Below are 24257 nucleotides of genomic sequence, written 5' to 3'. Positions count from 1 at the left end.
ACCTAGTGCACCAATTCTGTGCGCTTGCTATTTATTAGTACAGTGATTTGCGTTAAGAGGGAGCAGCGCCGCTCCTGCGCATCCATGCACCCGCGACATATCGCGCCATGGACGGCGCTTATGCAGAAAATGCAGGAGCAATTTTCTGCCCGTACATCCTTTACATAAAAAAGCCTCCGTCAGGAGGCTTCTCAGCGATCGGGTTAAACCTTGCTCATCTTAAACAGAGTAGTAAAGGTCAAACTCAACAGGGTGCGTTGTCATATTCACGCGCTCAACTTCAGCACGTTTCAGCTTGATGTAGGCATCGAGCATATCTTTGGAGAACACGCCGCCTTTAGTCAGGAACTCATGATCAGCTTCCAGACTATCCAGGGCTTCAGTCAAGCTGGATACCACGGTAGGAATCTGCTTGGCTTCTTCTGGTGGCAGGTCATACAGATCTTTATCTGCAGGATCGCCAGGATGGATTTTGTTCTGTATACCATCAATACCCGCCATCAACAAGGCGGCAAAGCACAAGTAGGGGTTGGCAGCTGGGTCAGGGAAGCGAGCTTCCACACGACGTGCCTTAGGTGTAGTAGTATAAGGAATACGCAAAGAGGCAGAGCGGTTACGTGCTGAGTAAGCCAACATAACAGGTGCTTCAAAACCTGGTACCAGACGCTTATAAGAGTTAGTAGACGGGTTACATAGTGCATTCAACGCTTTAGCATGTTTGATAATACCACCGATGTAATACAGTGCGTATTCGCTCAAGCCACCGTAGCCGTCACCTGCGAAGATGTTTTTGCCATCTTTGGACATGGACAGATGTACGTGCATGCCTGAACCATTATCACCAACCAGAGGCTTAGGCATAAAGGTCGCCGTTTTGCCGTAAGCATGTGCAACGTTGTGTACACAATACTTCAGGATCTGCACTTCGTCGGCTTTCTTAACCAGTGTATTACCGCGCACACCGATTTCACACTGGCCAGCCGTCGCCACTTCATGGTGGTGCACTTCAATGGTTAGACCCATGGCTTCCATGGCATCACACATTGCAGCACGCAAGTCATGCAGAGAGTCGATCGGTGGCACTGGGAAGTAACCGCCTTTCACGCGTGGACGGTGACCGGTGTTACCACCTTCAATTTTATGGCTGGATGCCCAGGACGCTTCTTCAGAGCTGATGGTATAGCCACAGCCACCGATATCGGCATGCCAGTTCACTTCATCAAATACGAAAAATTCAGGTTCCGGACCAAGCATCGCAGAATCAGCAATACCGGTAGACGCCAGATACTGTTCAGCACGCAGCGCTACAGAGCGTGGATCACGGTCATAACCCTGACCGGTTGCTGGCTCGACGATATTACAGCGAACAATAATAGTTGGTGCTTCAGTAAAAGGATCCAGAACAGATGCAGCATCATCCGGCATCAGAATCATGTCAGATTCATTAATACCCTTCCAGCCAGCGATGGAGGAGCCATCAAACATTTTGCCTTCTTCGAAGAAGGAATCACCCATATCAGAAACGGGGATGGTTACGTGCTGTTCTTTACCTTTGAAATCAGTAAAGCGCATATCAACCCATTTCGCATTGTGTTCTTTAATCAGATTCAGAGTATGCTCTGACATAGGACTCTCCTACCTTTTTTTGATCTACATGAATTTGCCGAAAGCCGGATCTACCGGAGTTCTATCCGGCACGACTGCTTGATATTTCTAAAGCAATCCTCGTGCCATTTCGTCAGAGCCACCCATTTACCGCCTGACTGGCGAATTGCACTCTCACACCCAAAACTTTTATGCACATAAATAGTGCACAATGTCATTAAGCAGCACCATAGTAGTGCATGACAGCATTAAGGGTTCTGATAGCGTGCACTGACTTGCTTATACTACGCCAAAGCGTGAAATCTTGCGCTATCGCAGTGCACCATTTTGAAAATAAACACTGAACAAACTTTCATCGATTGTTCGGCGTTACTGGCGTATAATAATGCGCTTTACCAAGAAACCTGGAACACACCTGTGATCGAAGACCTCAGAAACATTGCCATTATCGCGCACGTCGACCATGGCAAAACCACACTAGTGGACAAGCTAATGCAGCAGTCAGGTACCCTGACTCGTCGCGATGAAAGTGCAGAACGCATCATGGACTCCAATGATCAGGAGCGTGAGCGTGGCATTACCATTCTGGCCAAAAACACGGCCATCAAGTGGAATGACTACCGTATCAACATAGTTGACACACCGGGGCACGCCGACTTCGGTGGTGAAGTAGAACGTGTACTCTCTATGGTAGACTCAGTTCTACTGCTGGTAGATGCAGTTGACGGCCCCATGCCTCAGACCCGCTTCGTAACTCAGAAAGCCTTTGCTCAAGGCCTGCATCCGATTGTTGTCATCAATAAAGTTGACCGTCCTGGCGCCCGACCTGATTGGGTTATGGATCAGGTGTTTGATCTGTTTGATAACCTCGGTGCAACCGATGAACAACTCGACTTCCCGGTTGTTTATGCTTCAGCCCTGAATGGCATCGCCGGTCTTGACCATGAAAATATGGCCGACGATATGACGCCGTTGTTTGAAGCCATCATCAAGCATGTACACCCACCTCGCGTCGATCCTGATGGACCGCTGCAGATGCAGATCTCCGCACTCGACTACAACAGCTACGTTGGCGTTATCGGTGTTGGACGCATCACCCGCGGTCGTCTGAAAACCAATACCCAGGTCAAAGTCATTGATAGTCACGCCGGGCTACGTTCCGGCCGTGTACTGCAGATTATGGGTTACCATGGTCTTGAGCGAGTTGAAATATCTGAAGCTGAAGCGGGTGATATCGTTTGTATCACCGGCCTGGAGCAGCTGAATATTTCTGATACCCTGTGTGATCCAAACTGTGTTGAAGCCCTGCCAGCCTTATCTGTTGATGAGCCGACAGTCTCCATGACCTTCCAGGTCAATGACTCACCCTTTGCTGGCCAGGAAGGTAAGTTTGTCACCAGCCGTAATATCAAAGAACGCCTGGAACGCGAGCTCATTCATAACGTTGCCTTACGTGTTGAACCTGGTGAAACGCCCGAGAAGTTCAAGGTATCTGGGCGTGGCGAACTGCACCTCTCAGTACTGATTGAATCCATGCGCCGTGAAGGTTTCGAGCTGGGAGTATCCCGCCCGGAAGTTATTCAGAAATTAATTGATGGCGAAATCCGTGAGCCCTATGAGCTGGTCATGCTGGACGTTGAAGAGCAGCATCAGGGATCTGTGATTGAAGAACTGGGTAAACGTAAAGGTGACATGACCAATATGGAAGTGGATGGTAAAGGCCGCATACGTGTGACCTTTATGATCCCGTCCCGTGGTCTGATTGGTTTCCGCAGCCAGTTTATGACCATGACCTCCGGCACCGGTATCATGACCTCTGTATTTGATCATTATGGCCGTGTTAAAGACGGCGATATGGGTGAGCGCCAAAACGGTGTGCTGGTCTCCATGGTCAATGGCAAGGTACTTGGTTTTGCCCTGTTCAACCTGCAGGAGCGTGGCCGTCTGTTCTTGCCACCTAACGTTGAAGTCTATGAAGGCATGGTCATAGGCATTCACAGCCGCTCCAACGACCTGGTGGTCAACCCCACCAAAGGCAAGCAGCTGACCAACGTGCGCGCGTCAGGTACGGATGAAAACATTGTTCTCACACCACCGGTTAAATTTTCACTGGAACAAGCGCTCGACTTTATTGAAGATGATGAATTGGTAGAAGTAACACCAAACAGCATCCGTATACGCAAAAAACTCTTGAAAGAGAACGAACGTAAGCGCAATAAAAAGTAAGGCTTGCTAAACTAAGGGCAGCCTCCGGGCTGCCTTTTTTTTGTTTGAAAGTACCCTCAGGAGCCGTCGAGCATGCGCACCCTCTACCCTGACATTGCCCCTTACGCCGAACATCGACTCGATATGGACACGATCCACCAGATTTACGTGGAAGAGAGTGGCAACCCGCAAGGCATTCCGGTGGTATTTATCCATGGTGGACCAGGTGGCGCAACCTCACCGACACACCGCTGTTTTTTTAACCCTAACCACTACCGCATTATCCTGTTTGATCAACGCGGTTGCGGGCGCTCAGCACCTCATGCCTGCCTGGACAATAACACTACAACTGACCTGATTAACGATATGGAAGCCATTCGCACCCACCTTGGCATTGAGCAATGGCTGTTATTTGGTGGGTCCTGGGGCTCAACCCTGGCCCTGGCTTATGCACAGGTGCATGCTGATCGGGTAAGCGGCATGATTCTGCGCGGTATATTCTTGTGCCGCCAGCAGGATATCCACTGGTTTTACCAACAGGGTGCCAGTGCCATTTTTCCCGATTACTGGGCCGATTTTCTGCAGCTTATTCCTGTCGCAGAACAGGGTGACCTGCTCACAGCCTATTATCAGCGCCTCACAGCTGATAATGAGATCGCCCGCATGGCGGCAGCCAAGGCCTGGTCTATCTGGGAAGGACGTTGCTCCACCCTGCATCCTAATGCCGATATTGCTACACACTTTGGTGAGCCCCACGTTGCTCTGGCTATGGCTCGCATAGAAGCCCATTACTTTATTAACGGTTGTTTTATGCGTCCCGGACAACTTCTGAATGAGGCGCATAAACTGCAGGATATCCCCATAACCCTGGTGCATGGCCGCTATGATGTTGTTTGCCCAATCGAGCAGGCCTTTGCCCTCTACCAAAAACTCCCCCATGCCGAATTGAATATAATCCGCGACGCTGGCCACTCAGCCTTTGAACCGGGTATTACCGACAACTTGATTCGCGCAACTGATCGTTTCGCTAACCAAAGGGCCTGAGCATGAAGGGCTTAATACAGCGTGTTACGCAGGCAAGAGTTGATATAGCAGGCCAATGCAGCGGCGAGATCGGGCCGGGAATCCTGCTACTACTGGGCGTGGAAAAACAGGACGGCCATGAAAATGCAGATAAGCTGCTACACAAAGTACTGAACTACCGTATTTTTTCCGATCAGGATGGCAAGATGAATCTCAGCCTGAAGCACACCGGCCATGGCCTGATGATTGTGTCTCAGTTCACCCTGGTCGCCGATACTCGCAAGGGGCTTAGGCCTGGCTTTTCTCAAGGAGCGACACCGGCATGGGGCGAGCAACTGTATGACTATTTTGTTCAGCAGGCGACAGCTATGCACAGCCCGGTAGCCACGGGTCAATTTGGCGCTGAGATGCAGGTCAGTCTGTGTAATGACGGCCCGGTTACCTTTCTGCTGCAAAGTTGACATTGATGCGTATCAACCACCTGACTAGCCAGTCAGTTTCCTGTAGAATTCGCGCCCAGATTTAGCCTTTAGTCTAATTAACTCTTTTATCTAATTAACCCTGGAATTCACATCTATGAGTTCACCTAAAATCTGGACCCATAAAGGGACCTTTCTGCTGGCAGCCGTTGGTTCTGCTGTTGGCCTTGGAAACCTCTGGCGCTTTCCCTACCTGACAGGTGAAAACGGTGGCGGTGCTTTTATTCTGATTTATGCACTGACCATCACCCTGGTAGGGATACCCATTCTGATTGCCGAATCACTGCTAGGTCGCGCCAGCCGTAAAAGCCCGATCATGGGCATGCAGTATCTTACCAAATCACATAATACCAGTCGCGGCTGGCGAGCCATCGGCTGGATGGGTGCTTTTGCCGCCTTCATTATCCTAAGCTTTTACTCCGTTATTGCCGGCTGGGCGATTCATTATGCTGGCTTGATGTTTTCCGGTTCCATGGTGGGGGCCGATGCTGACACGATTAGTCAGTCATTTGGAGCATTGCTGGCATCACCTGGTTTACTGTTGATCTACCATACCCTGTTTATCCTGGCGTCTGGCCTGATCGTTGGCCTGGGCATCCACAAGGGTATTGAAAGCGGTCTGAGATTTATGATGCCAGCCTTGTTCGTCATTCTGATGATTGTATTGGGCTATGGCATTATTGCCGGTGACGCAGGCGCAGCCATGCGCTTCCTGTTCACCTTTAACCTCAGTGACTTGAGCCTGGAAGGCTGGCTACAGGCTATGGGACAGTCCTTCTTTACCCTGAGCCTTGGCATGGGTGCCATCATGGCTTATGGGGCCTACATGTCCAGTGAAGCCTCACTGACACGCACAGCCATCTCCATCGCTTTTGTCGATACCGCCATCGCGTTGCTAGCGGGCATAGCTATCTTCTCTTTGGTATTCGGCAGTGGATTGGAAGCCAGTCAGGGTCCGGGGCTGATGTTTGTAACCCTGCCAATTGCCTTTTCTGAACTGCCTGCTGGTTGGCTGATTGGTGGTGTATTTTTCATTCTGGTAATCGGTGCTGCACTAACCTCTGCTATCTCACTGGTTGAGCCAGTAGCGGCTTACCTGGTTGAACGCTTTGGTATGAGTCGCCCGGTTGCCGTGGGCATTATGATTGTTCTCTGCTGGCTGCTGGGGCTATTGACTGTATTCAGCTTCAATATCTGGTCAGAAGATAGCTTCAGCCACCAACTCTTTGGACGTTCTCCTTTTGATGTATTGGAGTTCATTACTAATATTATGATGCCACTGGGCGGTCTGTTGATTGCACTTTTCGCTGGCTGGGCACTAAGCCGAAAAGAAGTGATGCGGGAAATGTCAACCAACGAAAACTGGTTCCATATCTGGCAGTTCCTGGTGCGTTTTGTCGCACCTACTGCTGTAGCCTTTGTCTTCCTGAGAACAATTCCGCAAATTGATGGCTACCTGGTCCCAGCTCTGGGATCCATCCTGTTAATTGCTGCATTTACCGCAGGAAGAACATTTATTCAGCGGCGTTGATCATTGAAAACAAAAAGCAGGCCTCGGCCTGCTTTTTTCTTTACTATTTTCAATAAATTAGCTTGTTTGTAACTGTGTGAGTTTAGCCAGCACCCGGCTTTCCTCAACCAAACGAAACCAGGTGTCCGCTATTTGATTATGCAACTGGCTGATATCGACCTGAATATCATCAATAAATGCATGCAAACTCTCAGGTTCAGACGCCAGCAAAGAAACATCGGCCTGGGTAAGGTGCTGCAAACAGTGCTCTGCTGCTGCAATGGCATTAGCACCACCTGGCAAAGTATCCAACTCACGACTGATACGAGTGAAGCAACACGCCACCGCTCGAGGGAAGCGCTGATCCTGTAGCAGAAAGCGCAACACATCCGGTCCGCGCACTCGCAGACGCACATGCTGCCGGTACATCTGGAAGCCGGTCAACGACTTCAGCACACTAACCCACTGCAGGGTCTCAAACGGGGTAAAATCATCCGAATTGCGCGGCAACAAGTTAGCGGAGCGTACATCGATTATTCTCGTTGTCATATCGGCGCGTTCGATCTGCCGACCCAACATCAGAAAAGTGCGTGTCTGGGTATAGCTGAGTGTTCCCGCGATCATGCCATTGACCGCTTCACAACTGCGAATGACACGATTCAAAAAGGTATCACGATTACGCGAAGTGATGCCGGACTCCACCTGACTACTGATCGTTAAATAAAGCTGATTGACTTCCTCCCAGATACGCCGGGGCATGACATCCCGCGTAGTTCTGAGATTTTCCCGCGCCGCAGCCAGCGATGAAATAATTGATCCGCTGTAGCGGCGATCACCACACAAAAAGCTCAATACACTGGCTTCATCCTGCTCCGAATAATACTTTTCAAATATGTCTTCACTGCCAGTAATGGTCACCAAGGTAGCCCATCCCAGACGATTAGCACGGGGGAAATCCAACAACAAATGGCTATTAACACTGATCAGACGCGCCGTATCTTCTGCACGCTCAAGATAGCGGGCCAACCAATACACATTTTCAGCAACTCTAGATAACATGACCTAGCCCTCCCTCACATCGACAATCCAGGTGTCTTTACTACCCCCGCCTTGCGACGAATTCACCACCAGCGACCCTTTGGTCATGGCCACACGAGTCAACCCCCCCATGGTCACATAAGTCGAATCACCGCCAGACAAGATAAAGGGACGCAAATCGATATGGCGAGGCTCCATGGCATTACCGCAGAGTGTCGGTGCCGTTGATAGTTTCAATGTGGGCTGCGCCATATAGTTACGCGGATCGGCCTTGATCAATTCAGCAAAGGCTTTGCGTTCGCGTTTGCTGGCATGTGGACCGATCAGCATGCCATAACCACCCGACTCATTGGCAGGTTTCACCACCAGTTTATCCAGATTATTAAGGACATACTCCCGGTCTTTTTCTAGCATGCATAGATAGCTAGGCACGTTAGGCAACAACGGCTCCTGATCCAGATAGTAACGAATGATCTGAGGCACGAAGGCATAGACGATTTTATCATCAGCCACCCCCGCCCCCGGGGCGTTAGCCAACGCCACCTTACCTGCCCGCCAGGCTCGCATCAGCCCAGGTACTCCCAAGGTAGATTCAGGATTGAACACCTCAGGGTCCAGGAACATATCATCGATACGCCGGTAAATAACATCCACCTGCTGCAGGCCATCAACCGTTTTCATGTAAACATAGTCATCATCACTGACCAGAAGATCAGAGCCTTCGACCAGCTCGACCCCCATCTGCTGTGCCAGGTAGGAGTGCTCATAGTAGGCCGAGTTGTAGATACCAGGTGTCAAAATCACTATCTGCGGCTCATCACCGGGGCGCGGCGACATCGCCGCCAACATATCAAATAGTTGATCGGTATAATCATCTACTGGCTGGATACGGCCTGTGGCAAACATTTCAGGTAATACCCGTTTAATAACGTTGCGGTTTTCCAGCATATAAGACACGCCCGAAGGCACCCGCAGGTTGTCTTCCAGAACATAGAGCGTACCGTCGCTGTCCCGGACCAGATCTGAGCCACAGATATGTGCCCAGATATTATGCGGTGGCGAAACACCCACACACTGGGGCCTGAAATTCACTGACTGAGCCAATACTTCGGCTGGGAGAACACCATCCTTGATAATGCGCTGGTCATGATAAAGATCATCAATAAACAGATTCAGCGCCTCAACACGCTGACGCAGACCAGCAGCTGTTTTCTCCCATTCTGTGCGGGGAATAATGCGTGGCACCGGATCAAAAGGCCAGGCACGATCTATCATGCTGCCTTCGGTATACACCGTAAAGGTGATCCCCATGGTTTGAATAGCCACATCAACAGCGTGTCGGTGTTCGGTCAATTCGGCGGATGCCAGTTTCTCAAAGTAATCACACAACATCCGTGCTTCGACCCTAGGCTGTCCCGGTGCTGCAATCAACTCATCGTAAAAATCTTTGCACGCATATTCTTGCCAGTTCACTTTTGTCATAGCGTGTTATCCATTGTTGTCATCATACCGATAGAGTTTTATCTGCAATTGCTGTACCAGCTCTGTGGTATCAGGCTTTTTACTCTGAAGTGAACAGATCCTGCTAAACAGTTATGCACTTAAAAGGCGCCAATTGCACTTAAATAGTGCGTAAAATGCCATCAAATAGAGCATCTATAGTGCTGTGTTTAGGTATACCCGCTCCCGCCGAAGCTCTACAGTCACTTAGGTATAGCTTATTAATCCGCAGGCAGGTTATATCTGGCATATCTGTTGCTGATGAACCATCATAGATTCTGAAAACCTATCTTTTCAGCAGGGTAAAAGATCATGACGATTCGCGTTGCACTGAAGCACACCACCCGATATGACTTTGATAAACCGGTGCACCTATCACCTCATATGATCCGCCTGCGCCCTGCACCTCATTGCCGCACCCCGATTGATGCCTATTCACTTAAGGTTTCAGGGGGAGAATATTTTCTTAACTGGCAACAGGACCCCTTCGGCAACCATGCAGCCAGGCTGGTATTTCCAGAGAAAGTGCGTCACCTTCAAGTGGATATAGAACTGATTGCGCCCATGACAGTGATCAATCCATTCGATTTTTTTCTGGAAGATTATGCCAACTTATTTCCGTTCAGTTATCCTGAGGAATTGCGTAAGGAACTCAGTCCTTACCTCGAAATCGGCGAATCAGGCCCCCTGTTAACCCAATGGGTAAAACAGATTTCAACCGAACCTACTGCGGTAGTGGATTTTTTGGTTGGACTGAATCAGAAGCTGGCAACGGATATTGAATACACTATCCGTATGGAACCGGGGGTACAAACGGCTGAAGAAACCTTGCAGAAAGCACTGGGATCCTGTCGTGATTCAGCTTGGCTAATGGCCCAGGTATTACGCCACCTTGGACTTGCGGCACGCTTTGTGTCCGGCTACTTAATTCAGTTAAAAGCCGACCTCAAAGCGCTGGATGGCCCATCAGGAACAGAAACTGACTTCACCGACCTGCACGCCTGGACCGAAGTGTACATCCCCGGTGCCGGATGGATAGGCCTTGATCCAACCTCTGGCATGCTGGCCGGCGAAGGGCATATTCCACTGGCCGCCACCCCCACACCTTCCAGTGCAGCCCCCATCACTGGTACATCTGAGCCCTGCAAAGTCACCTTTGACTTTGCTATGACAGTGACTCGTATCCATGAAGATCCTCGCGTCACCAAACCCTATACAGATGAGCAATGGCAAGCGATAGATCAGCTAGGTGAGCGCGTGGACCGGGTGCTGGAACAGGAAGATCTGCGCCTAACCATGGGAGGAGAACCCACCTTTGTCTCCGTCGATGATATGGATGCAGAAGAGTGGACCATTGCCGCACAAGGGCCGAATAAACGTCGTTTAGCCGAAGTATTATTGCAGCGATTACGCCCCCACTTTGCACCCAGCAGCCTGATCCACTACCAACAAGGTAAATGGTACCCTGGAGAATCTTTGCCACGCTGGGCACTGGCCTGCTACTGGCGCCGGGATGGCAAGCCCATTTGGAAAGATGATCGCTGGTTGGCCGATATCAACAAAGACTATCGACTGGATGCTCAGGATGCCCGACAATTTGCCACCCTGCTGACAATGCGCCTCGGGTTGAAGGCGCAGCATTTGATCCCCTGCTATGAAGATGCTTACTATTATCTGTGGCTGGAACGCAAACAGCCCGTGGATATTGATCTCAGCAAAGAAGACCTGAATAGTGATGAAAATCGCCGTCGGTTGGCCACACTTCTTGAGCAGGGCGTAGGTAAAATCACCGGCTTCACCCTACCCCTTGGACGTGACCTTAAACAGAATCGCTGGCGTTCAGGTGACTGGCCGGTCAGACGCCGTCAGCTTTATCTGATCCCCGGGGATTCCCCGATGGGCTATCGCCTGCCGCTAAGCGAGTTGCCACTGGCCGGGCAGGAAGAACAGCACCACCCCGCCTCTTTATTTGAGGTCAAACCGCCACTGCCTGACCTGCATGGTGAAATTGCCAGCCGCTACAGTGCCTGGCTGCACCAGGAACCCACCTTGGAGCGCCCTGAGGCGCAATTACGCCAAGAGCAGCACCCTGATGCTGACGAGAGCCGAATCATCCATACAGCACTCTGTGTTGAGCCTCGTGAAGGCAAATTATTTGTGTTTATGCCGCCACTGGCGGAGTTGGAACACTACTTGGAACTACTGGTACAGATAGAACATACTGCCGCTGAACTGGAGCTGCCTGTCTGCCTGGAAGGCTATCCACCACCAGCTGACCCACGCATGGAAAAATTTATGATCACACCCGATCCAGGAGTGATCGAAGTGAATATCATGCCTTCCCGCACCTGGCGTGAACTGGTCAACTCAACCCACCGACTTTACGAAGAGGCCCGCCTGGCCCGTCTGGGTACTGAAAAGTTCATGCTGGATGGGCGTCATACCGGCACTGGCGGTGGCAACCATGTCACCCTGGGCGGGGCCACACCGGCAGACTCTCCCTTTTTGCGCCGCCCGGCGCTGCTGACCAGTATGATTACCTACTGGCAACATCATCCCAGCCTGTCTTTTCTGTTTGCCGGTATGTTTCTGGGCCCCACCAGTCAGGCCCCCAGAATTGATGAAGCACGCCATGAAGCACTCTACGAGCTGGAAATTGCTTTTCAGCAAATGCCGCCAGGTGAAGTACCTCAACCCTGGATAGTCGACCGTTTACTACGTAATCTGCTGACGGACATTACCGGTAACACTCACCGTGCCGAATTCTGTATCGACAAACTCTATTCGCCTGACAGTCCTACCGGCCGACTCGGGCTACTGGAACTGCGCGGCTTTGAAATGCCCCCTCATGCACGCATGAGCCTGATGCAGCAACTGTTGATCCGGGCACTCGTGGCCCGCTTTACCCGTGAACCCTACCGCAAAAAACTGGTACGCTGGGGAACGGAACTACATGATCGCTGGATGCTGCCACACCACCTCTGGACCGACCTTCTCGATGTGCTGGATGATTTGCGTAGCCACGGATTTGATTTTAACCCAGAATGGTTTGCTGCTTTCCTGGAGTTCCGCTTCCCACAATACGGTGAAGTGAACTACGATCAGGTCAGAATCGAGCTACGCCAGGCTATTGAACCCTGGCATGTCCTCGGAGAAGAGGTCAGTGGCGGTGGCACCGCACGCTACGTTGACTCATCGGTTGAGCGCCTGCAGGTAAAAGTCTTCGGTTTTAATCCGGCACGCCACATTCTGACCTGTAACGGCAGGCGTGTTCCGCTACAACCCACCGGTGTTAACTCAGAAGCCGTAGCCGGTGTACGTTACCGCGCCTGGCAACCCCCTTCGGCCCTGCACCCGATGATACCCGTTCATGCCCCCTTGGTATTTGACCTGATCGACAGTTGGAATCAACACTCCCTGGGAGGGTGTACCTATCATGTGTCTCATCCGGCCGGGCGTAATTATGAAAGCTTCCCGGTGAATGCCAATGAAGCCGAAGCCAGACGCTTAGCCCGCTTCTGGGCACAGGGACATACCCAGGGCAAGGTGAACATCCCCCCTGAAGCCATTACCGGTGAGCATCCGCACACCTTGGATCTACGCTATAATCACAGCAAACCCGGTGCAACTAATATATGATAAGCCGCTTTTCAGCCAAGTAGTGATGCAATGTCAGACCTGAACTCACTCAACACAGACATGCAGCAACGCCTGAAGGCTTATCTGCAGCAGCGAATCCAGGGCGGCCACGCCTTAGCCGGATATGATGAACTGCTGAATGCCGACCAGCGTATTCGTGCACACTGGCAACCCGTGCTGGACGAATTATCCAAATTTGACCGCGAAGGGCTGCGCAGCCGCTGTGATGAGGCGCAGAATCTACTGCATGAGAACGGGGTGACTTTTAATACCTATGAAGATGAACCCGGTCAACTGCGTTCCTGGCAACTGGACAGCCTGCCCTATGTCATCAGCACTGAAACCTGGGATCATCTTGAGCGAGGCCTGATGCAACGCTCGCGTCTGCTGGAAGCCATCGCACAGGATCTTTACGGCCCACGCACACTGATCAATACGGGACTGCTCCCTCCTGAACTGATCCACAGTTTTCCCAGCTATTTGTTACCGGCCGTAAATGTCACTGGAAATCAGGCGCGCCCTATGCTGATTTTTCATGGCACCGACCTGATCCGAAATGCCGAGGGTGAATGGCAGGTGCTGTGTGACTGGACACAATCACCCTCGGGGGCCGGCTACGCACTGGAGAATCGCATCACGTTGGCGCGCGCACTCCCCAGCCTGTACCGGGAAGCTCCCCTGAAACGTCTGGCTGGCTTTTTACAGGCACAACACCGAACCTTGGCATCGCTTTGTACCACGCAACGTGAACAACCCAATATCGTACTCTTGTCACCTGGCCCAGGCAGTCCCGGCTACTTTGAGCATGCCTGGCTCGCTAACTATATGAATTTCTCGCTGGTCGAAGGTGCTGACCTGGTTGTCAGAGATGGCCATGTATCTATGCGTACCCTGGGTGGATTACGTCAGGTGGATGTGATTGTCCGACAGATTAACGACCCCTGGTGCGATCCATTGGAACTGCGCAGCGACTCTCTGCTGGGAGTACCGGGTCTGATGCAGGCCGCTCGTGATGGTGATGTTGAAATAGCTAATGCACTGGGTAGCGGCATACTGGAACATCCCGCATTGGCCGCCTATATGGAAGAGATCTGCCAACGGTTGCTGGGCGAATCACTGCTACTGCAAAACCGGCTAACACTCTGGGCGGGTGATGCCGCGCATTTATCCAGATTACTGACATCACCACAGCAGTGGCTTTACCGTGACATTACCGAGCCAGCCAAACTCATTCGCCCGGATAAACTCTCAGCCGGTGCTTTTTCTCAACTGCTAGTGGCGATCCAGGCCAATCCACACCGCTATGTAGCCCAGGCTAAACTGCAGGCGGCGACCTCTCCCGTTTATAACACCCGCTCAGATCAATTCGAAGCACACAATATCAACTTGCGTTTTTTCAGCCTGATCGAACCTGATCACCTGTTTTCTTCTCCTGACAAACGGCTCTACCGCATCATGCCGGGGGGGCTGGCCTGGGTAGGTGAGCCCGGCACCCTGCTGATGGAAAGTCACATGGTTAAAGACATCTGGGTCATGGCCCCAGTACCCCAACCACATATCAGTATGCTGAGACAGGCTAATGGCCCAATTGTTGTTACCCGCGATGGTAACGATTTGCCCTGCAGAGTGGCTGACAGTCTGTTCTGGTTGGGGCGTTATGGAGAACGTCTGGATATACGTTCACGGTTGCTACGTGAAACGCTCGGTCGTTTCTTGCAAGAAGACCAGTCAGCCGAAGATTCCGGATTACTACCCGACCTGTTCACAGCGCTGGAAGTAGAACTAACTGAAGATCTAGACACTCCTGAAAATCTGACAGAAGCACCGCCAGGCTATAAGCACACCTATCTAATCTATCGTAACCGACTACTGGAACTGTTTGAAGAGCACCACTCGGATGGGATGCCCTGGCTGTTCAGTCACTTTCTGCGCAACTGCAGAGCCGTCAGAGACCATTTGGGTGATGATGCCTGGCGCACAGTTAATGGACTGCGCCAGCGCTTTAATGATATGCCACGCACGCAAGGCATTATCGTAGGACAGCGGCAGCTGGAAGGCGTGGTAACTGACCTGGCGGCTTTTTTTGGGCTATGCAATGAGACCATGCCACATCACTATGGCTGGCGATTCCTGGATATTGGCCGCTTCATAGAACGGGTACTCTGCACCCTGGAACTTCTTAAACTGGCACTACTCAGTGCACGACAACCGGGCATTCCTTTATGCGAAGTGGTGCTGGCCACTACCGACAACTTCACCGTATACCGGCGCCGATACCGCTCACAACTGCATCCGTCTGCCATTCTGGACCTGCTGCTGTTTGACGAAACCAATCCACGCTCAGTAGGCTATATGCTCAAGCGCCTGGAACGACAGATCCAGCGTTTACCCCAACCCGGTTCCACGCCTTATCGTAATCAAGAAACACGGCTGGTAATCCAAGCCACCAGCGCACTTCACTTAGTGGATATTGATCAGCTTAGTGATGTTGAGAACAGCGAAGCCTCTCGAGCGGCACTCGAATCACTACTGGATAGCCTGATTGCGCCACTGTCAGAACTGACCAATGCTATTTCACACAGTCATTTCAGTCATGTTGAGGCGCCTATTCAGCTAGTGACGATGCAATCTTAGGTTTACTATAATCATAACTACGATTTTCTGGCCACCGCCCCTATGAAATATCAATTACGCCATACCACCCGGTATGACTATACCAGCGATGCAACACTGAGCCATAACGAGGCGCGTATACTGCCCCGTGATCTCCCTTGGCAAAAAGTAACCGATACCCGGCTGGATATCAGCCCGCAGCCGATCAGAATCAGAGAACGTCTGGATTTCTTTGGTAATCGTGTTAGCTACTTTACCATTCAGGAACTTCACTCCAGTCTGGAGGTAACACTGACCAGTCAGATCACCACACTACCGCGCCAACTCCCTCCAGTGGATACGGCCATGCCTTGGACTGATGCGATACAAGCATTACGCTCAGCCGACAGCAACGCAGCCAGAAAGCTGCTGATGCCAGATGCTCGCTTAATGATGCTGGATTCGGACTTTGTCCGCTGCCATGAGCTGCTTGCCGACTATGCCCGACAAGCATTTACCCCTGGGGCATCCCTGGTAGACGCTGTTTATGCCTTTAACCAACAGATCTTCACTGAGTTCACCTATGACCCTGAACATACCACCATCGCCACACCAGTGTTGGAGGTACTTGAAAGCCGCCGTGGGGTCTGTCAGGATTTTGCTCATCTGGCGATTGCCTGCCTGAGATCACTGGGTCTGCCTGCTCGCTATGTCAGCGGTTATATGGAAACACTCCCGGCACCCGGACAACCCAAACTGCAAGGCGCTGATGCCACGCACGCTTGGCTGGCCGTGGGCATTCCCGGCTGGGGTTGGCTTGAAATAGATCCCACTAACGGTACCCTGGCAGATGAGCGCTACATTACCTTAGCCTGGGGGCGTGATTTTGCTGATGTCACCCCACTAAAAGGGGTGATGAGTGGTGGGGGGAAACATCAACTTTCCGTCGCTGTTGATGTCACACCTCTGACCGACAAACACCTGCTGGAACTCTTTTAAACCTCGATCTCAAGAGGCCTCTTAGCCAGAGAGGTCATGCCAACACGGGATATTATGCCTAAGTTCCACAGATGTTTAGTCTGTTAAACGTTTAAAAAAATCCGGCATATCGTAGCCTGACTTCTGCAAGATCGCCACCAACTTATCACCGGCTAGACTGTGTCGCTGACTCAACGCCCAGAGCATGCCACAACGAGCACCGGAGCGGCAAAAAGCCACTACTGGCACACTGGCTTGATCGAGTATACGACCAAAATCATCACCCTGTTCATCCATAACCTGACCGGAAACCACCGGTTGATAAAACCACTGCATGCCCAGACTTTCAGCCAATGCCTGTAATTCAGCCGTACTTGGCTGTCCCGCCTCTTCCTGATCAGGACGATTGCATATCAGCGTTTTCACCCCAGCATCGGCAAGTGCCTTAACATCCTCAGCCGTCAATTGCCCAGCAGCTTTAAGTGACTCAGTCAATTGACGCATAGGCGGTAAGGGGTGGGACATTAACAACCTCCGGCGGAAAAATAATAATTCAATATCAATACACTATAGTTCAAGATAAGGCTCCAGGCGATCACCTAGTTCAGCCAGCCACTTTTGCAACCAGACCTGCCCAGCCGCAGCCAGCCCCTGGGCACTGACGTCTGGCAAGGCTTCAGATTGCTGCCACTGCCAACTGACTACAGGCTGCCCATCAGCGCGAAGAAGATCCGCATGAATAACGACCAGCAGGCGCTGGGATGTTTGATCCAGATGCCACTGCTGCAAGTTGATTCTCAGGCGATGATTGCCATCAACACCCGGCTGGTCGACAAGCACATTTACGCCGTCAAGCCGGCCACTGAGATAATCAGAAGCAATCCGCTCAATCTGTTCAGGCAGCGGCTCTGTCCAAATATGATCACGAAAAGGAGTCAGTTGATGCTGCCCAGTCTGATACCACAGCGCGCGACTACTCAAAGCCGTAGTAGCCTGAGGCATTTCCAGGATCAAGGTACCTTTTTGCGCTGACCAGACCGTCTCTGTTGCATGTTCAGTTGCGTTCACCGGCATTAGTTGTAACTGCACCGGCGCAGGACCTTTTTCCGGCAACACAGAGCAACCAGCCAATGACGCCAGTAACAACAGTAGAGTTATTTTAAGTAGTTTCATTTTTGCTCTCCAGGTCCTGCAGGAATTTGTCCGGGACCTCTAATCAGTATATCGCCATCACGCACCAATGTTTCCGTCAATACCCGGGTTTCTCTCAACACCGGCACCAATTCACGTGCCAGTACCTGACCGTCACGGGACATAGCACCCAGTTGCCGATTAGTTTCGCCCAGGGTATCAGCAAAGAGTTCACGAAAAGCCTCTAACTCATCAGGGAAAGATTGGCTCTGCTGCGCAAGTGATTCAGATAATCGGGTCATGGAACGAATCAATTCATCCCAGGCTTGGGGATCCAACTGGCTCAACTGCTGCTCAGCCGTCTGCGACAAACTCGCGATCGAAACCATCATATCACTGAGTTGTGCACGCATATGCTCATCACTCAATTGTTTCAATTGATCGCTCAATTGATTTAGGTTTTCAGACAGCTTATTAAACCGATCCAGGGTTTCATTTAATGCCTCAGTAATTTGCAACAGTCTGGATGACTGACTTTGAATGACGGCCGGCTCTTTATCAGAGGTCTCCAATAAAGGAGAGTCAATAACCCCGCTTCGTATCTCCACATACAGCAATCCGGTTATGCCCTGATTCTGCAGCGACGCAACGGAGCCTTCCCGTATGGGCACATCCGGATCAATGCGCAATTCAAGACGCACACGCCCCTCCTGCGCTCTATCCAGGGCTATATGTTCAACCACACCGACAGGTACCCCCAGAAAACGCACACTGGCGCGTTCATTAAGACCTGCAACCGACTCAGAAAAATAGGTGATATACGTCTGTCTTTGAGTCTGACGGTCATCTCGGGTCATCAAAGCCAGCATCGCAACTCCCGCCAACACTAACAGCAATACAAACGCCCCCACCAGCGTATAGTTTATGCGTGGATTCATGCTGTAGACTCCAGTTTTATCGCCGCACGCTTAGCGCGGTTGTTGGCAAAATAGGCTTTAATCACCGGATGTTCATCCTTCACCATCATTTCTATCGGCTGTTTGGCCAGCACGCGTTGATCACCCAGAAACGCCACTTGGTCGGTAACACGCCAAATGGAATCGAGGTCATGTGTAACCAAGATCAATGTCAGGTTTAGCGAGGCATGCAACTCCAGCAACATATCATCAAAAGCTGAGGCACCCGCCGGATCCAGTCCCGCCGTTGGCTCATCTAACAGTAACAAAGCAGGATCTAAAGCCAAGGCTCGTGCTACTGCAGCGCGCTTGAGCATACCACCACTCAGTGACTGCGGGTACAGATGTGCGGCCTGCTCTGGCAACCCCGTCAGGCGTAGCTTTAGCATCGCCAGTTCTTCCAGTAAAGACTGGGATAACCGTTGGTGCTCCTGCAAGGGCAAAATGATATTTTCTAATACTGTCAGACTAGAAAATAGTGCGCCCTGCTGAAACATCATGCCGATTTGCTTACGCAGTCCCGCCAATCCCTGACCGCTAAGCTGAGTCACCGGCTGGCCAAAAAGCATAATCTCTCCGGCATCAGGCTCCCGCAACAGCGCGATTTCGCTCAGCAACACTGATTTACCCGTACCACTTCCTCCTACCAATGCCACCCGCTCACCCTGGTAGATCGTCAGATCAAGCTGATGATGGACAACATGGTCCGCAAACTGAGTAGCTATGGCCTGTAATTCAACAATTTTATTGCGCTCAAGCATAGCCATTACCAACCCAATTGCGCAAACAGAATGGAAAACAGTGCATCCACAATGATTACCAGGAAGATACTCTGAACAACACTGCGCGTGGTACGGTGGCCTACAGCCTCGGCCCCACCTTTAGCAAGAAAACCCTGCATACAGCCCACATTGACAATTAATAGTGCAAAAACTGGCGCTTTGATCAGCCCGACCCAGAAATGAACCGGGTCAACGGTAGAAGCAAATCGCTGAATAAACTCAACCGCACCTAAATCCAATTGTATTGATGCCACCAACATCCCACCACCAATCCCCGCCAGCATCGACAGCACAGTCAGCAATGGCATCACCAGCATCAAGCCCAGCAGCTTGGGCAAGACCAGCCAAACAAAAGGGTCTTGACCCAGGCTTTTCAACGCCACCACTTCCTGATTCATCTGCATCGTCGCCAGTTGCGCTGCATAGGCTGACCCAGAGCGCCCTGCCACAATAATGGCACAGATCAGAGGTGCAAGTTCACGCAGCATAGTCAGCGAAATCAACTCGACAACAAAAATATTTGCACCATAAGTAGCCAGTTGCAGACCACCCTGAAAAGCAATAACAGCACCCAGCAAAAATGCCAACAACGCGATAATAGGCACAGCATTTAGCCCATCCCGTTGCACCACATCCAATAGTAATTTCACCTTTAGCTGACGTGGGTGCTTAACCAGGCTGAGCAGTAATACGCTCAGTTGACCAGCAAAATCCAACAACTGCCGCGCATGTACAACACTATGCAGCGTTTGCCGTCCCAACTCAGCCAGAGGATTCAGGCGTTTTTCACTGGTCGGCACATCCGTCAGGCGCCCTTTCACAAACGTCAGTAGATAGATTTGTTCCTGCGTTAGCCCTTGTGGCCAACGTTCAGGGTCAGAACCTAATAGCTGCAGCAGAACTACCGCACCATTGGTATCCAATACATGAATATCAGCTTCTGTCGGGGCTGATTGACGCCAGGCGTCCAATAATTGTTGTTGCTGCTGCAAAAATCGCGTATCCCAGCACCCCCCCACTAGAATTGATTCTTGTGTACGGCTTACTGTCGGTAGTTCAGCTTGTTCACTCATTTCCGAAGCTCCTTAACTGCTCGCATACTACCAGAAGTACACATTTTCAGTGAGTACTGCTGTTACAGCCCTTGTGTATGCTATCTGCTTTGCCATAATGCACACATTATCATTCTCGGGAGCAACAAATGCAGGTGTCACAGTCTTCAAGCATAATAACCTTAGTATGTACCCTGTCACTGGCGCTACTGAGTTTTCCAGCAACAGCAGAATTACCAGAAAGCCTCAATCAAGTGATTAACGATCAGCACTTGCCTGCAGATGCTATGGGCATCTGGGTACAGCAAACCGGTAGCGACACCGCCTTAGTGTCACACAATGCTGACCGGCTGTTTAACCCAGCATCGACAATCAAACTGGCTACCTCCCTGGCGGTGCTGCTGGAACTCGGGCCGGCCTATACCTGGAGAACCGACCTCCGCGCAACGGCCGCGGTGGAAAACGGCGTGCTTAAAGGGGATCTGATTATCCGGGGTACAGGAGATCCTGGTGCCGTCAGCGAAGAGCACTGGCGCATGCTGAGGGACCTGCAGCGCATGACTGGCCTAAAGCGTATTGAAGGTAACGTCATTCTGGATGCCGGCTACTTTATGCTGCCACCTGATGATGATCCAGGTGCGTTTGATGGCCAGCCCTTCAGAGCCTATAACCAGCTTCCCTATGCCCTTCATGTCAACTCCAACGCTATTCGTTTTCACATATTACCAGATCAGAATACTATTCGTATAGAAGCCGAACCACCGTTACCGGGCTTGCATATAGAAAATAATCTGACACCCACAAATAATGGTAACTGCAATGCATGGCAACGAGGAGTGCGTTATGACGTAGGCGACAACCGGGTGACGTTCAGTGGTAACTATCCTGTTAATTGCGGCAATTACGAATTGCTACGTACAGCCGTGGCGCCCGACTTCAATGCAGCGGAACTTTTTCGACTGCATTGGGCACAATGGGGAGGGGAACTCACCGGGGATGTTCTGAGTCATTACGGCCCACCTTTGCCCTATGAGACATCACTGATGACACATATCTCCAGACCCTTGGCTGATTTGATTCGTGTCTCAAACAAATGGAGCCACAATGTCATGACCCGCCACATGGCATTAACTCTGGGCGCACACAGAATGGGTGAGCCAGCGACACTGGAAAAAGCGCGCGTCGCGCTGATTGATGTACTGTCATCCGCAGGTGTCGAAACTAACGGTATGTTTATTGATAATGGCTCCGGTCTGAGCCGTCACGCGCGTATCACACCAAAACAGCTGGGGCAGATACTTCAGGTGGGTTGGGAGAGTCCCAGGCGCCCTGAATTTTTATCCTCCTTATCAATATCCGGCATAGATGGAACCACCCGACGCCAATACCGCAATGAAGACAAAACGGGCCAGATGCATCTTAAAACCGGACTACTTAATCAGGTTTCAGGCATTGCTGGTTATGTCCGAAACCAGTGTAATGAGGATGTTATGGTTGTACTCTTGATCAATCATCCGGAAGCGCACCAGGGTCATGGCACACGTATGCAGCAGAACTTACTGGACTGGGTATACAAAACCGGGCAGTGTCATGAATAAATTGGCATAATAAAGAAAATATAAACTGATTCTGATACCAGCCCGGTTATGAGCGAAGATTCATTAATGCCCCATCATAAGGTTAACAAGCTAGCTTTACTCCTGACCGGACTAACGAGCTTCCTCTATGCCGCAGTGGTGTTTGCTGACATATCACATCTGGATGAATCTGCATTCCTGATCGATATTCCCATGGTCACCTCAGCAACACGCCTGTCTCAGCATCAAAGTGATGCACCGGTATCCATGACGGTTATAGACCGCGCAACTATTACAGCATCCGGAGCTCAGACAGTTCCTGATCTGTTACGCCTGGTCCCGGGGTTTCAGGTAGCCCATGTTAACAGCAATAAATATGCGGCTACGTATCATGGATACAGTGATGACTTTCCTAACCGCCTTGAGGTCATGATAGACGGTCGTTCAGTCTATATGCCATTGATATCCTCACCTGACTGGACATCGCTGGCACTGCATTTAGACGATATCGAACGTATAGAAGTCATTCGTGGCTCTAATACAGCCACACAGGGATCCAATGCATTTCTAGGCGCCATTAATATCATCACGCGGCACCCAGCGGCTGAAGCGAAAGCCTCTGCATCTGTGACGCTAGGATCATTAGATACCGCCAATAGCAATCTGCGCTTCAGTGGCAATACCTCTATGGGGCATTACCGCCTATCAGCCGCTCATGAAGAAAACACGGGAAGCAAGCTGTTTAGTGACGGTGCCAGACGAAGCTATTTGAATTTCAGTGGTAGCTTTGCACCAACATTACGAGATCAAATCGATCTCAGAGCAGGCATAGATCGTGGACATATTACAATTGGCTCTTTAAAAGCACCTGAAACTTTTAATAGCGTAGTTACACAAGAACGAGAATACCATTCTAGCTTTCAGCATATATCCTGGGAACATATTATTAATCCAAACACAACCTTTGAACTAACTGGGTATAGGAATCAATTAACCTTATCTGAAGCGCCTCCGACTTTAGATGATATTTTCAGATCTGAACTTGACTATGATGATTATAATGATTGGCTGGAAAATCCTGCAGCTTTCGCTCTTGAAGAAGCTTTATTCCAACAACTTCTTGATAGCAATCCTAGTCTGAGAGTCTTGAGTGAAAATGGTTCGACACGTCAAGAAGACCTACAATTTTCAATTGTTCACCAACAAAGCCAAACATCAACATCAACTGGTCTCGGTTATCGAAGAGATACCGGCAAGGGAGATACGCTCTTTGACCAGGGCGATGTGCACTCAACCCGGTTCAGACTGTTTGCTAACAGCGTTATCAGCCCTAGCCAAGCGTATACAATCAATTTGGGCGCTATGCACGAGAAAGAGGAATCAGGCCCTGCAGCGACATCTGGTCGTGCGGCACTAAGCTTACATATCACTCCAGATGTCACACTTCGCTTTGGTTTAAGCAGCAGCGAACGCTTACCCTCGCTACATGAGCGCTACAGTCAATCTACTATTTATTTCACGCCCGATAAAAATCAAATATTTGATGCCATTCGCAGACCCAACCCAGACCTGGAGCCCGAACACATATTGAGTCGTGAAGCTGGATTGTTGTATAAATTCAGCTCGATGCCTGGTTATTTAGACCTACGTATTTTCAATGAGCACATCACTAAGGGCATAGCCACTTATAGAGAAGCTTTTACCGATGAATTAAACCCAAGTGACCAAACGATTCGGGTCAGTAAAAACATTGCGGACTGGCAGAACCAAGGCGCTGAATTTCAATTAAGACTTCAACCTACCAATAGCTTCTGGTTTTTACTTAATTATGCCTACATCAATAATACAGCAAAAACGTTTGCGCTATCTGCAGACAAACCATTCACCCGAACTCAGCTCGCACCTCGCCATAGCGCGTCGCTGCTGCTGAATTGGCAACCACGTCCTGATATCAACTTGAGTGCTAGCCACTATTTCGTCGATCAGATGCACTGGCTTGAAGGTGATGACCGCGACACCTACAACCGCACAGACCTTCGCGCCGCAAAACACTGGACACTGGGCCCTCAAACTCAAGCTGAGCTATCTTTAACGGTTCAGAATGCCTTGGGCCCTAGCTATCAAGAGTTCTACGATTATCACAATTTTGATCGTCGTTTTTTCATACAATTTCGTTTAAAATATCACTAG

17 protein-coding genes are annotated in these 24257 nt (G+C 50.6%); 9 read left to right on the top strand and 8 right to left on the bottom strand.

What is annotated here, in order from left to right; all coding sequences use genetic code 11:
* Positions 1-219: 219 nt before the first annotated feature.
* A complete protein-coding gene (gene glnA / locus F5I99_RS02390; protein ID WP_151053477.1) occupies positions 220-1626 on the bottom strand; it encodes a glutamate--ammonia ligase in 1407 nt (468 codons plus the stop codon).
* 396 nt (positions 1627-2022) lie between these two features.
* Between glnA and typA the strand changes: the two genes are divergently transcribed.
* The 4 genes from typA to F5I99_RS02370 all read left to right on the top strand — a co-directional run bounded on the left by typA (position 2023) and on the right by F5I99_RS02370 (position 6843).
* Positions 2023-3831: a translational GTPase TypA gene (typA, locus tag F5I99_RS02385; protein WP_151053476.1), complete on the top strand. Its 1809-nt coding sequence runs from the start codon at positions 2023-2025 to the stop codon at positions 3829-3831.
* Between the two features lie 72 nt (positions 3832-3903).
* Positions 3904-4854: a prolyl aminopeptidase gene (pip, locus tag F5I99_RS02380; RefSeq protein WP_151053475.1), complete on the top strand. Its 951-nt coding sequence runs from the start codon at positions 3904-3906 to the stop codon at positions 4852-4854.
* A gap of 2 nt (positions 4855-4856) precedes the next feature.
* Entirely contained in the window at positions 4857-5294 is a 438-nt protein-coding gene (gene dtd, locus F5I99_RS02375; RefSeq protein WP_151053474.1) for a D-aminoacyl-tRNA deacylase, read from the top strand.
* A 115-nt stretch (positions 5295-5409) separates the two neighbouring features.
* Entirely contained in the window at positions 5410-6843 is a 1434-nt protein-coding gene (locus tag F5I99_RS02370; RefSeq protein ID WP_151053473.1) for a sodium-dependent transporter, read from the top strand.
* Between the two features lie 57 nt (positions 6844-6900).
* Here F5I99_RS02370 and F5I99_RS02365 read toward each other — a convergent pair whose 3' ends face one another.
* On the bottom strand, positions 6901-7881 hold the full coding sequence (locus F5I99_RS02365; protein WP_151053472.1) for an alpha-E domain-containing protein: 981 nt from the start codon (positions 7879-7881) through the stop codon (positions 6901-6903).
* Between the two features lie 3 nt (positions 7882-7884).
* Complete coding sequence (locus F5I99_RS02360; RefSeq protein WP_151053471.1) at positions 7885-9342, bottom strand: circularly permuted type 2 ATP-grasp protein; 1458 nt, start codon at positions 9340-9342, stop codon at positions 7885-7887.
* Positions 9343-9672: 330 nt separating this feature from the next.
* Between F5I99_RS02360 and F5I99_RS02355 the strand changes: the two genes are divergently transcribed.
* From F5I99_RS02355 to F5I99_RS02345, 3 genes are read left to right on the top strand one after another with little or no spacing between them, the layout of a single operon-like run.
* Complete coding sequence (locus tag F5I99_RS02355) at positions 9673-12999, top strand: transglutaminase family protein (protein ID WP_151053470.1); 3327 nt, start codon at positions 9673-9675, stop codon at positions 12997-12999.
* Positions 13000-13029: 30 nt separating this feature from the next.
* Positions 13030-15633, top strand: a complete 2604-nt coding sequence (locus F5I99_RS02350; protein ID WP_151053469.1) for a circularly permuted type 2 ATP-grasp protein — start codon at positions 13030-13032, stop codon at positions 15631-15633.
* A 42-nt stretch (positions 15634-15675) separates the two neighbouring features.
* A complete protein-coding gene (locus F5I99_RS02345; RefSeq protein ID WP_151053468.1) occupies positions 15676-16590 on the top strand; it encodes a transglutaminase family protein in 915 nt (304 codons plus the stop codon).
* 75 nt (positions 16591-16665) lie between these two features.
* Here F5I99_RS02345 and F5I99_RS02340 read toward each other — a convergent pair whose 3' ends face one another.
* From F5I99_RS02340 to F5I99_RS02320, 5 genes are read right to left on the bottom strand one after another with little or no spacing between them, the layout of a single operon-like run.
* A complete protein-coding gene (locus tag F5I99_RS02340) occupies positions 16666-17094 on the bottom strand; it encodes a TIGR01244 family sulfur transferase (RefSeq protein ID WP_151053467.1) in 429 nt (142 codons plus the stop codon).
* A 42-nt stretch (positions 17095-17136) separates the two neighbouring features.
* Positions 17137-17742 carry an ABC-type transport auxiliary lipoprotein family protein gene (locus F5I99_RS02335; RefSeq protein WP_151053466.1) on the bottom strand — a complete coding sequence of 202 codons (606 nt, stop codon included), beginning with the start codon at positions 17740-17742 and terminating at the stop codon, positions 17137-17139.
* Positions 17739-18638 carry an MlaD family protein gene (locus tag F5I99_RS02330; RefSeq protein ID WP_151053465.1) on the bottom strand — a complete coding sequence of 300 codons (900 nt, stop codon included), beginning with the start codon at positions 18636-18638 and terminating at the stop codon, positions 17739-17741. Before F5I99_RS02330 ends, F5I99_RS02335 begins: the two co-directional genes overlap by 4 nt.
* Positions 18635-19417 carry an ABC transporter ATP-binding protein gene (locus tag F5I99_RS02325; RefSeq protein WP_225307514.1) on the bottom strand — a complete coding sequence of 261 codons (783 nt, stop codon included), beginning with the start codon at positions 19415-19417 and terminating at the stop codon, positions 18635-18637. The genes F5I99_RS02330 and F5I99_RS02325 overlap by 4 nt, the downstream gene beginning before the upstream one ends.
* Before the next feature lie 5 nt (positions 19418-19422).
* Positions 19423-20511 (bottom strand): MlaE family ABC transporter permease, encoded by a 1089-nt coding sequence (locus tag F5I99_RS02320; RefSeq protein WP_151053463.1) that lies wholly within the window; start codon positions 20509-20511, stop codon positions 19423-19425.
* 128 nt (positions 20512-20639) lie between these two features.
* Between F5I99_RS02320 and dacB the strand changes: the two genes are divergently transcribed.
* Positions 20640-22088 carry a D-alanyl-D-alanine carboxypeptidase/D-alanyl-D-alanine endopeptidase gene (gene dacB, locus F5I99_RS02315; RefSeq protein ID WP_151053462.1) on the top strand — a complete coding sequence of 483 codons (1449 nt, stop codon included), beginning with the start codon at positions 20640-20642 and terminating at the stop codon, positions 22086-22088.
* A 48-nt stretch (positions 22089-22136) separates the two neighbouring features.
* On the top strand, positions 22137-24257 hold the full coding sequence (locus F5I99_RS02310) for a TonB-dependent receptor plug domain-containing protein (protein ID WP_151053461.1): 2121 nt from the start codon (positions 22137-22139) through the stop codon (positions 24255-24257).

The organism is Nitrincola iocasae (genome assembly GCF_008727795.1).
GTDB lineage: Bacteria > Pseudomonadota > Gammaproteobacteria > Pseudomonadales > Balneatricaceae > Nitrincola > Nitrincola iocasae.
This window is presented reverse-complemented; position numbering and strand designations above follow the sequence as displayed.

What these genes read in the sequence shown, in the direction of transcription:
- glnA (WP_151053477.1), bottom strand. Translation starts at nt 1,626, where the DNA reads ATGTCAGAGCATACTCTGAATCTGATTAAAGAACACAATGCGAAATGG.
- pip (WP_151053475.1), top strand. Translation starts at nt 3,904, where the DNA reads ATGCGCACCCTCTACCCTGACATTGCCCCTTACGCCGAACATCGACTC.
- dtd (WP_151053474.1), top strand. Translation starts at nt 4,857, where the DNA reads ATGAAGGGCTTAATACAGCGTGTTACGCAGGCAAGAGTTGATATAGCA.
- F5I99_RS02370 (WP_151053473.1), top strand. Translation starts at nt 5,410, where the DNA reads ATGAGTTCACCTAAAATCTGGACCCATAAAGGGACCTTTCTGCTGGCA.
- F5I99_RS02365 (WP_151053472.1), bottom strand. Translation starts at nt 7,881, where the DNA reads ATGTTATCTAGAGTTGCTGAAAATGTGTATTGGTTGGCCCGCTATCTT.
- F5I99_RS02360 (WP_151053471.1), bottom strand. Translation starts at nt 9,342, where the DNA reads ATGACAAAAGTGAACTGGCAAGAATATGCGTGCAAAGATTTTTACGAT.
- F5I99_RS02355 (WP_151053470.1), top strand. Translation starts at nt 9,673, where the DNA reads ATGACGATTCGCGTTGCACTGAAGCACACCACCCGATATGACTTTGAT.
- F5I99_RS02350 (WP_151053469.1), top strand. Translation starts at nt 13,030, where the DNA reads ATGTCAGACCTGAACTCACTCAACACAGACATGCAGCAACGCCTGAAG.
- F5I99_RS02345 (WP_151053468.1), top strand. Translation starts at nt 15,676, where the DNA reads ATGAAATATCAATTACGCCATACCACCCGGTATGACTATACCAGCGAT.
- F5I99_RS02340 (WP_151053467.1), bottom strand. Translation starts at nt 17,094, where the DNA reads ATGTCCCACCCCTTACCGCCTATGCGTCAATTGACTGAGTCACTTAAA.
- F5I99_RS02335 (WP_151053466.1), bottom strand. Translation starts at nt 17,742, where the DNA reads ATGAAACTACTTAAAATAACTCTACTGTTGTTACTGGCGTCATTGGCT.
- F5I99_RS02330 (WP_151053465.1), bottom strand. Translation starts at nt 18,638, where the DNA reads ATGAATCCACGCATAAACTATACGCTGGTGGGGGCGTTTGTATTGCTG.
- F5I99_RS02325 (WP_225307514.1), bottom strand. Translation starts at nt 19,417, where the DNA reads ATGCTTGAGCGCAATAAAATTGTTGAATTACAGGCCATAGCTACTCAG.
- F5I99_RS02320 (WP_151053463.1), bottom strand. Translation starts at nt 20,511, where the DNA reads ATGAGTGAACAAGCTGAACTACCGACAGTAAGCCGTACACAAGAATCA.
- dacB (WP_151053462.1), top strand. Translation starts at nt 20,640, where the DNA reads ATGCAGGTGTCACAGTCTTCAAGCATAATAACCTTAGTATGTACCCTG.
- F5I99_RS02310 (WP_151053461.1), top strand. Translation starts at nt 22,137, where the DNA reads ATGAGCGAAGATTCATTAATGCCCCATCATAAGGTTAACAAGCTAGCT.